The sequence below is a fragment of the Ruegeria sp. CK3 genome, from assembly GCF_056536565.1.
Map to the genome: position 1 here is coordinate 263510 of NZ_JBQFPV010000010.1, position 11252 is coordinate 274761.

The 11252-nt window shown below is 59.9% G+C and carries 12 protein-coding genes; 6 read left to right on the top strand and 6 right to left on the bottom strand.

What is annotated here, in order from left to right:
• Positions 1-7: 7 nt before the first annotated feature.
• A complete protein-coding gene (locus tag ACR0C3_RS17150) occupies positions 8-2362 on the top strand; it encodes a TRAP transporter large permease subunit (RefSeq protein ID WP_170553241.1) in 2355 nt (784 codons plus the stop codon).
• 124 nt (positions 2363-2486) lie between these two features.
• Here ACR0C3_RS17150 and ACR0C3_RS17155 read toward each other — a convergent pair whose 3' ends face one another.
• The 4 genes from ACR0C3_RS17155 to ACR0C3_RS17170 form a co-directional block, all read right to left on the bottom strand.
• Entirely contained in the window at positions 2487-2876 is a 390-nt protein-coding gene (locus ACR0C3_RS17155) for a VOC family protein (RefSeq protein ID WP_170766877.1), read from the bottom strand.
• Positions 2877-2883: 7 nt separating this feature from the next.
• Complete coding sequence (locus tag ACR0C3_RS17160; protein WP_170373969.1) at positions 2884-3708, bottom strand: arginyltransferase; 825 nt, start codon at positions 3706-3708, stop codon at positions 2884-2886.
• Between the two features lie 75 nt (positions 3709-3783).
• On the bottom strand, positions 3784-4215 hold the full coding sequence (locus ACR0C3_RS17165; RefSeq protein WP_480759612.1) for an RDD family protein: 432 nt from the start codon (positions 4213-4215) through the stop codon (positions 3784-3786).
• Between the two features lie 66 nt (positions 4216-4281).
• Positions 4282-4704 (bottom strand): DUF2852 domain-containing protein, encoded by a 423-nt coding sequence (locus ACR0C3_RS17170; RefSeq protein ID WP_170458724.1) that lies wholly within the window; start codon positions 4702-4704, stop codon positions 4282-4284.
• A 143-nt stretch (positions 4705-4847) separates the two neighbouring features.
• Here ACR0C3_RS17170 and ACR0C3_RS17175 point away from each other — a divergent pair, with 143 nt between their 5' ends.
• The 5 genes from ACR0C3_RS17175 to ACR0C3_RS17195 are packed head-to-tail and all read left to right on the top strand — an operon-like array spanning position 4848 to position 10116.
• The gene (locus tag ACR0C3_RS17175) at positions 4848-5234 is read left to right on the top strand and encodes a DUF4440 domain-containing protein (protein WP_480759614.1); all 387 of its coding nucleotides are present in this window, start codon (positions 4848-4850) and stop codon (positions 5232-5234) included.
• Between the two features lie 49 nt (positions 5235-5283).
• Positions 5284-8079, top strand: a complete 2796-nt coding sequence (locus ACR0C3_RS17180; RefSeq protein ID WP_480759615.1) for a [protein-PII] uridylyltransferase family protein — start codon at positions 5284-5286, stop codon at positions 8077-8079.
• Positions 8063-8335: a hypothetical protein gene (locus ACR0C3_RS17185; protein ID WP_480759616.1), complete on the top strand. Its 273-nt coding sequence runs from the start codon at positions 8063-8065 to the stop codon at positions 8333-8335. The genes ACR0C3_RS17180 and ACR0C3_RS17185 overlap by 17 nt, the downstream gene beginning before the upstream one ends.
• A 39-nt stretch (positions 8336-8374) precedes the next feature.
• Complete coding sequence (locus tag ACR0C3_RS17190) at positions 8375-9577, top strand: RSP_2647 family RNA methyltransferase (RefSeq protein WP_480759617.1); 1203 nt, start codon at positions 8375-8377, stop codon at positions 9575-9577.
• The gene (locus ACR0C3_RS17195; protein ID WP_480759619.1) at positions 9574-10116 is read left to right on the top strand and encodes an RSP_2648 family PIN domain-containing protein; all 543 of its coding nucleotides are present in this window, start codon (positions 9574-9576) and stop codon (positions 10114-10116) included. The genes ACR0C3_RS17190 and ACR0C3_RS17195 overlap by 4 nt, the downstream gene beginning before the upstream one ends.
• Before the next feature lie 105 nt (positions 10117-10221).
• Here ACR0C3_RS17195 and ACR0C3_RS17200 read toward each other — a convergent pair whose 3' ends face one another.
• Both ACR0C3_RS17200 and ACR0C3_RS17205 read right to left on the bottom strand, forming a co-directional pair.
• The gene (locus tag ACR0C3_RS17200) at positions 10222-10908 is read right to left on the bottom strand and encodes a M48 family metallopeptidase (protein WP_170373962.1); all 687 of its coding nucleotides are present in this window, start codon (positions 10906-10908) and stop codon (positions 10222-10224) included.
• An 85-nt stretch (positions 10909-10993) separates the two neighbouring features.
• Positions 10994-11252: hypothetical protein (locus ACR0C3_RS17205; protein ID WP_480759621.1), on the bottom strand; the 259-nt coding region annotated here is incomplete at its 5' end.

Consider the following 11252-nt stretch of genomic DNA (forward strand, 5'->3'; position numbering starts at 1 on the left):
CAAGACAATGCTATTCGGACTTGATGGCGTCGAGATAGGCCTCATTATCGTATTCTTTTGCCTTTTCGGAGGCATCCTCTCAGGCTTCCCGGTGGCCTTCGCCATTGGTGGGGCAGGTGTGATCTCCTTCGGGATCATCGCCGCGCTGGACAGCGCTGGATTGCTGATCCACCAGGCGATTGACACTGGCTCACAAGCTTACCGAGACCTGGTAAATTCTGGGGTCAAACCCGACACGGTCTCGGTCTTCCGATACCCGGACTTACCAAGGATAGGCGAGCCGGTTTTCCCCTCGGGTTGGGAAACCGCGCTGGACCGGAACGTTTCCTTCATCGTCAACCGCATGAACGAACGGGTTCTGGCCGGTCAGTCGATTGAAACCCTTCTGGCCGTGTTGATGTTCGTTCTGATGGGCATCACGCTGGAGCGTTCCAAGATCGCCAATGACCTGCTGACAACGATGGCGCGTGTCTTTGGACCGCTGCCCGGTGGTCTGGCCGTGTCGATTGTTGTCGTGGGTGCGTTTCTGGCCGCCTCGACCGGGATTGTTGGTGCGACCGTGGTGACCATGGGCCTTTTGGCGCTGCCGACGATGTTGCGAAACAACTACTCGCCCGAGTTGGCGACAGGTGTGATCGCGGCCTCGGGGACACTTGGGCAAATCATCCCACCCTCGATCGTGATTGTTCTTCTGGGTACGCTGGCGGGTGACCTGTATTCGACGGCGCAGGAAGAGCGTGCGGTCGAGGCGGGCTGTACCGATGCGCTGACCTTTTTGGGGGAACCTGCGGTGGTCTCGGTTGGAACCTTGTTCCAAGCAGCCTTGTTGCCGGGGATTATGCTAGCGCTGCTTTATGCGCTATATGCCTTTGGTTATGCGCTGCTGAACCCGGACAAGGCTCCGGCTGTTGAGCTGTCGGGTGGCTCTGGTGAGACGATCACCCGTTCTGAGGGTCTGACTTGGCTGCTGGGTGCGCCGGTTGCGATCATCGTCGGTGCGGTGCTACTGGGCAGCGCGGGTGTGATCGGCAGCCAGAACATCTCGGTCTCGGCCTTCTCGGATGTGGGGCAGGGCGCGTCTTTGCGCACGAATGTCTCGGCTGAGTGTCAGGCTTCGATGATCGAGCTGCATGGTCAATCCGCCTGGGATCAGGCCGTGGCAGAGCAGGAGGCAATCGACGCCGCCGGTGGTGTTGCCAGCGCTGAGCGCCTGAGCGAGGAGGAACTCGCCGCCGCCCGTGACGCCAAGATCGCAAATGCGGCTCCGATCGGAACCGGCGTTTCGATTGTAGTGGTGCTACTGGCGCTGACCTTGGTTCTGGGTCGTGGCATCGCGCCTTCGCGGTCGCCGCAACCTCTGATCGTTGGGGCGATTGGCCTGTTGTTGATGCTGTTGGTGGATATTCTCTTCATCCAGCCAACAACCTCATCCGGGGCGACATTCGTGTTGCTGGCGATTCCCTTCGCCATCGCGATCTACGGCTGTAAGGAGGCTGCCGCGCGTTGTGCCACCAACGATCTGATACGAGTTGTGTTCCCGCCGCTGGTTCTGATCATCGCGGTGCTGGGTTCGATCCTTGGCGGTGTTACCAATCCGACACCTGCTGCGGCACTGGGTGCCGGTGGTGCGATCATGTTGGCTGCGTACCGCAAGCTGCAGGATCAGGGCCGGTCCGGGAGTGTGATCATCTGGTCGACCTTTGCAGTCATCATCTGTTTGCTGATGGGTGTGAATTTCGATCTGCGTATCAATCAGGGCAATGTCCCGGTTGAGACCTGGATCGCCTTCATTCTGGCTTATGCGACGTACCTGTACGCTCTGTTCGGTCTGTTGTTCGGCTGCTGGGTCCTTTTCTCCAGCGGGGTTCTGACGCCCGTGGTGCGCGAGACGGCGAAGGTGACCTCGATGGTGTTTACCATCCTGATCGGGTCGCAGCTGCTGAACCTTGTGGTGATCTCCTTCGGGGGTGAGCATTACATCCAGCAGTTCCTACGCAGCTTTGACAACGAGTTCACGGTCTTCCTGATCGTGATGCTGGTGCTGTTCATTCTGGGCTTTGTGCTGGACTTCCTTGAGATCATCTACATCGTGATCCCGATTGTTGGGCCTGTGATCTATGGCGGGTCGTTCGATCCGAAATGGGTGACCATCATGGTGGCGGTGAACCTGCAGACCTCGTTCCTGACGCCGCCCTTCGGGTTCGCCTTGTTCTACCTGCGAGGGGTCGCCCCGAAAGAGGTGACGACGGGCCATATCTATCGTGGCGTCGTACCGTTCGTGATCATTCAGGTCGTCGGTATTGCGATCCTATGGTTCTTCCCGACCATTGTGACCATCGTGCCGGATCTGATTCCGAACTGATCACTGAGTGTAGTCCAAATGAAAAAGGGGGCCTGGAAGGCCCCCTTTTACTTTCTTATTTTAGGTTTAAGGCGAAGAGCTTGCGCGGACTTTAAAAGAGTTATCTTCGGCCGGATGAACGGGATCATGCGAACTGGATGAGGTCCCAACGATTTCCGAAAGGGTCCTGCCATACCGCGACTGTGCCATAGGGTTCAACACGGGGCTCTTCTTCGAAATGGACACCCTTTGCCCGCATTGCTGCGTGATCGCGATGGAAGTCATCGGTTTCTAGAAAGAACCCAACACGACCTCCGGTTTGGTTGCCGATAGCGGCCTCTTGTTCGAGACCGTCGGCTTTGGCAAGGAGTAGGGAGGCCTCGCCCGAATCTGGCGGCGTGACGAGGACCCAGCGTTTACCGCTGCCCAAATCAATATCCTTGGAAAGAGTGAAGTCTAGCGTTTTGGTGTAGAAATTGATCGCAGCATCGTAATCAGGCACCACAAGGGTGACAGCGTGCAGGCTCTGTTTCATGAAAGGATCAGCCTTTAGTGGGGTGGCGGTCAGGCAGTTGGATGTTTGCCACTTGCTCAGCTATCGGGGCCGAGGCGAGAGGGTGGTGCGAGGCATCTGCGAAAGCCTCGGGGTTGGAGATTTTCTCCCAGCGTCCCTGAACATAGGCCTCTAGCCCCGAGAACTTGGCTTTATAGCCCATTTTCGGACTGCCCGGGACCCAGTAGCCTAGGTAGATATAGGGCAGGCCAGCCTCACGCGCGATCTCGATATGGTCGAGGATCATGTAGGTGCCTAAGGAGTTCTGCGGCTGGTTTGGATCGTAGAAGGAATAAACCATGCTGAGGCCGTCATCCAGAACATCGGTCAGACTGACGGCGATCAGGTTTCCGGTCTCGGGGTCGGCATATTCCACGACGCGGCTGCGGATCGGGGTTTCCTCGATCATCGCGGCGAACTCGAAAACGTCCATATCGGCCATGCCGCCATCGGCGTGGCGAGTATCGAGGTAGCGTCGGAACAGCTCGTACTGGTCGTCGGTGGCCCAGGGCGAGGTTGCGCGGCGCTCCAGATAGCCATTGCGTTTGGCGGCGCGTTTCTGGCTTTTGGTCGGGCGGAAGGCCGAGACGTCGATCCGGGCGGAAAGGCAGGCGGCACAATCGGTGCAAGACGGACGATAGAGGACATTCTGCGACCGGCGAAACCCTTGTTGGGACAGCGAATTGTTCAACTGATCCGCGCCTGCGCCTTGCAGAGCGGTGAAGAGTTTGCGCTCCATCCTGCCCTCAAGGTAAGGGCAGGGCTGGGGGGCCGTCACATAGAATTGTGGCGCAATTGGCAGCGTGTGTCGCATGAAGGTCCCATGTAGACTCGGACCGGATGATAGCAACGGATTTTCAAGCCGCCAAGTGATTCAAGTGTGTCGCGTTCAGGCCCGCTGGTTGATCATGACTGTGCCAAGGAAGGCATCCGTCAGACCCTGGCAGCGTGCGCTGGTCAGCATCATGATGACAGACACGATCTGAACCACGAAAAACGCCATGCTGAGGAAGTATCCGGCCGTGTGGGCCACTGCTTTGCCCATATCCATACGTTCACCGAACGCGTCGCGCAGCTCGATCCCCATGAACCGCATGCCAAGCGTGGCAGACCCGTTCGAGATCGTTATGACCCGATAGACAAAACTGATCACGGCGTAGATCAGCGGCAGGAAGAACAGACCTACACCGATGGTCAGGAAGACGGGGACTATGCACAGAAGTGAGATAAAGGCGATGTCGAACAACCATGCGACAAAGCGCTTGGTTGCGACGGATTGGTAGAACTCGGGTTGAGTATCGGGATCGGGCAGGTGGTTCATGGTCTGGTTTCCGAAAGGGTAGGTCGTGTTACCCTGTCCCGAATGGTCGGGACAGGGCAAGTCAATTCAGGCCGGTTCGCCTTTGGCGTCGTCTTCGTGGTTTTCACGGGCGCGTTCATCCATGAACTGGTCAAACTCAGCTTTGTCTTTGGCTTCGCGCAGGCGGCGCAAGAAGGCTTCGAAATCCTGCTGTTCACGCTCCAGACGGGCCAAGGTGTCGGCCTTGTAGGCGTCGAAGGCGCTGTTGCCTGATGGCTTCATTGCACTCATGTGACTGTGCCAGGATTTGCGGCGGCTGCAGGACTTGCTGAACATGCGTTTGCTCCAGATCATATAGGCCAGAAGGGCGAGGCCCACGGGCCAGAAGAAGATGAACCCAAGAACCATGGCGGCGATCCAGGCGCCTTTGCCTTTGTCGTCCATCCAAGCCTCGGCACGATAGAGCCACCCCGGATTTGCGGGTGCGGCGGGTTCGGACAATGCGGTCATGTGGTCTCTCCTGGGGTTGATGTAAATTCCTTTCACATGATCTAGATGGGGAGCGCTTGCGGGGTTGCAAGGGGTCGATGTGAAAAAGATTTACATCTTCGGATTTGGTTGACGGCGCAGGCCTCGGGCAGCAGGGTGCGGGCATGATGATTGAGAACACAACCGCACCGGCGCTTGCAGAGATCTTGGAGCTGGAAAAGCAGGTATGGTCTGCTTTGGTAACAGGCGACGCCCACGCTGACAGGGCGCTTCTGAGCGCTGATTTCTTGGGTGTCTACCCCTCGGGCTTTGCAAATCGGGACGACCATGTCGGGCAGTTCGCTGAAGCTCCGACAATGGCGGAGTTCAAGTTGAGCGAAGAGCGCTTGCGGATTTTGACCCCGGATATCGTATTGCTGTCCTATCGGGCTGACTATGTGCGACCAGGCGCGGAGGAGTGGGAGGCGATGCTCATATCTTCCCTTTGGGAGCGTCGGGCAGGCGCTTGGATCAACAGTTTCAGTCAGGACACCCCGGTCGAACAGGAATAATGCGTTTGCCGCATTGACCTTGCCGCCCAGCGGTGCGCACGGTCCGGGTATGACTGAGAGTTTGACCATCAACCGTCTGCCGCGCGCGTTCGACCAATCCTTGGGCGACGAAACCCGCGCTTTGCTTGCCGACCTGACGACTGAGCAAGGCGATCTGATCGCCGGAACCGCCGGGTCCAGCCCGTATCTGAAGGGGCTGATCGAGCAAGAGAAAGAGTGGCTGCCGCAGGCCATGCACCAGCCTGACAACGCCTTGGCAGAGGTGATGGAGGCCGCGCGTACCCTGGCGCCGGATCAGCTCAAGCCGGGGTTAAGGCTGGCCAAGCGGCGGATGGCGGTACTGACCGCTTTGGCCGATATCGCAGGCGCTTGGCCGTTGGAAAAGGTCACAGCAGCGCTGACCGATTTTGGCGAACTGGCGGCGGATGTGGCCGCAAAGGCCGAGATTGCCGCCCTGATCCGTCGCAAGAAGCTGCCTGGAATGTCCGAGGATGATGTCGAAACCGCTGCCGGGATGGTCATTCTCGCGATGGGCAAGATGGGCGCGCATGAGCTGAACTACAGCTCGGATATCGACCTGATCGTTTTGTTTGATGAAACACGTTTTCACCCGGATGATTTCTACGAAGCCCGGCACGGGATGGTGCGGGCGACGCGCAATTTCTGCTCCACGCTCAGCGACAAAACCGCCGACGGATATGTGTTCCGCACCGATCTGCGCCTGCGGCCCGACCCGGCGGTGACCCCGGTCTGCATGGCGATGGAGGCGGCAGAGCGGTACTATGAAAGCCTCGGCCGCACATGGGAGAGGGCCGCCTATATCAAAGCGCGCGCCTGCGCGGGGGATCTGGCAGCCGGAGGGCGGTTTCTGGACACCCTGAAACCCTTTGTCTGGCGTCGGCATCTGGACTTTGCCGCTATTCAGGACGCCCATGACATGCGCCTGCGCATACGTGAAAACAAAGGGACCGGCGGTAGTCTCTCGATCCCCGGCCATGATATGAAACTGGGTCAGGGCGGTATTCGAGAGATCGAGTTTTTCACCCAGACCCGGCAGTTGATTGCAGGGGGGCGCGACCCCGATCTGCGCGTGCGCGGAACGGTGCCCGGACTGGCGGCTCTTGCGCAAAAGGACTGGGTGCCGGCAGAGGTTGCGGAAAAGCTGACCGATCATTATCGCGCGCATCGCGAGGTCGAACATCGCATTCAGATGATCCACGACGCTCAGACCCACAAGGTCCCTCAATCAGACGATGGGATCGAACGGGTCGCCTGTCTGATGGGTCTAAGTAGCGACGATCTGACCAGGGATCTGACCCGTCGCCTGACCGAAGTGCATGAGTTGACCGAAGGCTTCTTTGCACCGGGTGCAGGGCCCGCGCCGACGCCAGCACCTGAGGTGACGTTCGACCAAAATATCCTCGCCCGCTGGGCCACTTATCCGGCCCTGAGGTCCCAACGCGGGCGGCGCATCTTCGACCGGTTGAAGCCCGAGCTCCTCTCGCGCCTTGCCAAAACCGCGCAACCCGATGAGGCCCTGTTGGCGTTGGATGGCTTTCTCGCAGGCCTGCCTGCGGGTGTTCAGTTGTTCTCGCTCTTTGAGGCCAATCCGCATCTGATCGACCTGTTGATCGACATCGTAGGCACCTCGCATGCGCTGGCGTCACACCTGTCGCGCAACGCCTCGGTGTTTGACGCGGTGATCGGAGGCAGTTTCTTCAGCGATTGGCCCGGTTTGGAGGTTTTGCAAGCCGAGTTGGTGGAGGCACTGGCGCAGGAAGCCGACTATGAAACGCAACTCGATCTGGCGCGGCGCTGGTGCAAGGAATGGCACTTCCGCATTGGCGTTCACCACCTGCGAGGCCTGATCGACGGGACGCAAGCGGGCCGACAATATGCCGAGCTTGCGCAAGCCGTGATCGCCGCGATCCTACCGTATGTGACGGAAACCTTCGCACGAAAACACGGCCCGGCACCGGGGCGCGGAGCGGCCATTCTGGGCATGGGGTCGCTGGGGGCAGGGCGGATCAACTCGCAATCTGACTTGGATATGATCTTGATCTACGATCCGCTCGATCAGGACATGTCCGATGGACACCGTCCGCTGGCCACGCGCACCTACTACGCACGGTTCACGCAGGCACTGATCACGGCGCTTTCGGCGCCGATGTCTCAGGGGCGGCTTTACGAGGTCGACATGCGCCTGCGCCCTTCGGGCAATCAGGGGCCGGTGGCCACCAGTTGGGCCAGTTTTACGCATTACCAGCAGGAAGAGGCCTGGGTGTGGGAACATCTCGCCCTGACCCGCGCTCATGTCGTCGCCGGAGACTCGGGCTTGGCTCAGGACATCGAAGCCTTTCGCACCGAGCTGTTGTCGCGCCCTCGGGCGGCAGACAAGGTTCTGCGCGAAGTGGCCGAAATGCGGACACGTCTGGCAGCGGCCAAGGCGCCGGCGGGCGTTTGGGATGCCAAGAACGGCCCGGGCCGGATGATGGATATCGAGTTGATGGCCGAGACCGGAGCACTGATGGCAGGCCTCGCAAACCGGGATGTGATATCTGGCCTCGACGGGGCGGTCGCTGCGGGTTTGTTGGATGTCGCGCAGGCACAAACATTGAAGGACAGCTACGATCTATGCTGGTCGGTACAATGCGCGGCGCGGCTGCTTTCGGGCAAGGTGATCGAGGCGGACAAAATCGGCGAGGGCGGAGCGGCCTTCCTGTGCCGCGCCACCGGGTTCGAACAGGTCGAAGCGCTGCAATCCGCATTGCAGGACAGTTATTCCATCGCCGCCGAAGTCATCGGCAGCGTAATCAAAGAGGACGAAGATGGCGCGCAGCACTGATCCAAACGACCCCAAGGGCCTGATCCGCGAGGCGTATAACATCGACGGCATCGCCATGCCCGAATGCCGCAGCATCTTTCTGGACTGGGCGCTCAGCCTGCCCGATGGCGTGGACCAGAAACAGGCTCTGGCCGATCTGCACGCGGCCTATTCCGCGCAGGAGGCGGATCATCCTATGACTCAGGTGATGACCGAAGGGCTGCAGGCCGCCCAAGCGCCAAAGCGGCGCGGCGGCTGGCGCTCTCGCCCGCGCTAGGGGGTTTTCCTTGGGGCTGTTCGCGACTATGAGGCGGTCATGACCCAAGCCGAAGACCGTCCCCGTATCCGCCTGAAACCCAAAGCCAATGCGCGCGGGCTGCGCCATGGGTTCCCATGGGTCTATGCCAATGACATCGTCACTGACCGGCGCACGCGCAAAATCCCTGCCGGGGCGCTGGCCGTGCTTGAGGATGACAAACGCGCGCCGATTGCTCTAGTCGCGGTGAACCCCGAGTCGAAGATCATGTGTCGCGTTCTGGATCGCGATATTGAGGCCGATCTGAACGCGGACTGGTTCGAGACCCGCCTGCGCCGCGCGCTTGAGATGCGCGAACGCCTGTTTGCCGCGCCATACTACCGTCTGATCCACGCCGAGGCTGATGGTTTTCCCGGCGTGATCATTGACCGTTTTGGCGATGCCTGCGTGATCCAGCCCAACGCGGCCTGGGCCGAAGCGCATCTGGAGGTGCTGACCGACACGCTGGTCAAGGTGACCGGCGTGACAACGGTTTTGAAAAACGCCTCGGGCCGGACCCGCGGGTTGGAGGGGTTGGACGATGTCAACCAAACCCTGCGCGGAACCACGCCAGACGCGCCTCTGCCTGTGCCCATGAACGGCGCGACCTACATGGCCGACCTGACTGGCGGTCAGAAAACCGGCTTGTTCTATGATCAACGCCCGAACCATGCTTTTGCGGCGCGTTTGGTGCTTCCCGAAGCTCAAGTGCTGGACGTGTTTAGCCATGTGGGCGGCTTCGGCCTCGCCATGTTGGCAGGTGGGGCGGCACAGGCGCTATCCGTCGATGGCTCTGCCGCTGCATTGGATCTTGCCGAAAAAGGGGCTGAGGCAAGCGGATGTGCTGACCGGTTCCAGACCCGCCAAGGCGACGCTTTCGATGTGCTGACGCAACTTGGCGAAGATGGCGCGCAGTTCGATGTCGTCATCTGCGACCCGCCCGCCTTTGCGCCTTCGAAACAAGCCCTCGACGCCGGTCTGCGCGCCTATGAACGCATCGCTCGCCTCGCCGCCCCACTTGTTAAACAAGGCGGCTATCTGGGCCTCTGCTCCTGCTCTCATGCCGCAGATCTGGGCCGCTTCCGCGACGCATCCTCGCGTGGGATCGGACGGGCAGGGCGGCAGGCGCAACTGATCCACACCGGCTTTGCCGGACCCGACCACCCGCAACTGCCGCAACTGGCCGAAAGCGGGTACCTCAAAGCCGTGTTCTACCGGCTGTGATCGCGGTCCTGGATACCTGCGTCATCTACCCCACGGTGATGCGCGAAATGCTGTTGGGCGCGGCCAGACTGGGCCATTTCACCCCGATCTGGTCGGCCCGTATCCTCGAAGAATGGGCCCGCGCCGCCCGAAAACTGGGCCCCACGGGTGAGGCTCAGGCCCGCGCCGAAATCGCCCTTGCCCAATCGCAATGGCCAAATGCCGAGCGTACCGCCAAGCAAGGCCTTGAACAGCGCCTCTGGCTGCCCGATGCCGCTGATATCCACGTGCTGGCCACGGCCATCGACGCCTCCGCCGATGTCATCGTCACGGTAAACGCCAAGGATTTCCCAAGAAATATCCTGTCGGAAGAAGGCCTTGAGCGCCGCGATCCCGACGGCTTGCTGCACGGATTCTGGCTGGCAGATCCCGAGGGCATGAGCGATATCGCGACCCATGTCCTGTCTGAGGCCAACCGTTTGTCCGGCGATCAATGGACCCCGCGCGCCCTGATGAAAAAAGCCCGTCTGCCGCGCTTGGGCAAAGCCCTGACCACCTAAACGGGCTTCCGCTTCATCTGTCTAAAAATATCCCGGAGAGCCGCCATTGGTGCGCCATTGGTTCGAGCGCCAATGGCGGCGAGGCTGGCCTCTCGCTGCGCACCCTCAGCCACGCGCCCAACGCTGCTCCAAAGCCTCCAACGCCGCAATCCGCTCATCCGTCTTTGGATGGCTCATCAGCCACGCAGGCACAATTCCGGCACGCTGCTGCGTCAGGTCTTCCAACTTGTGGAACAGAGATTTCTGCGGCGCGATCCCAATCCCGGCCTTGGTCAGCAAGGCGGCGGCATATTCGTCGGCCTCATACTCATCCTGCCGAGACAAACGCGACGCCAACAGGGAGGTCAGCGCATTCGCAATCATGGCCCCGATGAAGGGAATGAACCGGTTCAACACCATGATCAACGCGGTCCGCATTGCGTTCTGGCCTGAGAAATCAATCATCCTCCGCTTCGCATGCCCCAAGGCCACATGACCAAGCTCATGGGCAATCACGCTGGCCATTTCCTCGGCCGAGACCTCACCGTTGCGAAACTTGCGATAAAACCCACGCGTGATGAATATCCGCCCGTCCGGAGCCGCCAAGCCGTTCACCGGATCAATCTCGTAGATATAGACCGGCACCCGCGCGATATTCAAAGCAGCGGCCAGCCTGTCTGTCATCCTTTTGAGGGCAGGGTCAGCCAGTTCGGTCGACTTCTGATCCAACTCACGATGGGTGCGCCAGATGGAAATCCGGTACATCACAAGGCCATAGGCAATCGCCAGAAGGATCGGAGTTAAGCGAAGCATGACATAGATATGGGCGGCTCACCCAGTCTAGGCAAGCCGCAATTGCAGTTAAGTCCTAGGTCAAAACATGCCCCGAATGCTGAACCTACCTACCCGGCAGAGGAAGCTGCAAGTTCGAATGGAATTCAGAGAGAGACTGTTTCGTTAACGTGGCACCTTTTGAAGCCTCGAAAAAGGCATGTTCTGCCTCCTTCTCCGCGACCAGTGCATCCACTCTCAAGTCTCTTACATCCGCGCGCAGGTCGTCACGTGCCTCTTCATAGGTTTCGGCGTCACGCAGTTCATCCTCAAGCGCGTTCAGGTCGTCTTGGTAGTTGGGGTCTGAGGGATCAAGCGCGGCAATG

What these genes read in the sequence shown, in the direction of transcription:
- ACR0C3_RS17150 (WP_170553241.1), top strand. Translation starts at nt 8, where the DNA reads ATGCTATTCGGACTTGATGGCGTCGAGATAGGCCTCATTATCGTATTC.
- ACR0C3_RS17155 (WP_170766877.1), bottom strand. Translation starts at nt 2,876, where the DNA reads ATGAAACAGAGCCTGCACGCTGTCACCCTTGTGGTGCCTGATTACGAT.
- ACR0C3_RS17160 (WP_170373969.1), bottom strand. Translation starts at nt 3,708, where the DNA reads ATGCGACACACGCTGCCAATTGCGCCACAATTCTATGTGACGGCCCCC.
- ACR0C3_RS17165 (WP_480759612.1), bottom strand. Translation starts at nt 4,215, where the DNA reads ATGAACCACCTGCCCGATCCCGATACTCAACCCGAGTTCTACCAATCC.
- ACR0C3_RS17170 (WP_170458724.1), bottom strand. Translation starts at nt 4,704, where the DNA reads ATGACCGCATTGTCCGAACCCGCCGCACCCGCAAATCCGGGGTGGCTC.
- ACR0C3_RS17175 (WP_480759614.1), top strand. Translation starts at nt 4,848, where the DNA reads ATGATGATTGAGAACACAACCGCACCGGCGCTTGCAGAGATCTTGGAG.
- ACR0C3_RS17180 (WP_480759615.1), top strand. Translation starts at nt 5,284, where the DNA reads ATGACTGAGAGTTTGACCATCAACCGTCTGCCGCGCGCGTTCGACCAA.
- ACR0C3_RS17185 (WP_480759616.1), top strand. Translation starts at nt 8,063, where the DNA reads ATGGCGCGCAGCACTGATCCAAACGACCCCAAGGGCCTGATCCGCGAG.
- ACR0C3_RS17190 (WP_480759617.1), top strand. Translation starts at nt 8,375, where the DNA reads ATGACCCAAGCCGAAGACCGTCCCCGTATCCGCCTGAAACCCAAAGCC.
- ACR0C3_RS17200 (WP_170373962.1), bottom strand. Translation starts at nt 10,908, where the DNA reads ATGCTTCGCTTAACTCCGATCCTTCTGGCGATTGCCTATGGCCTTGTG.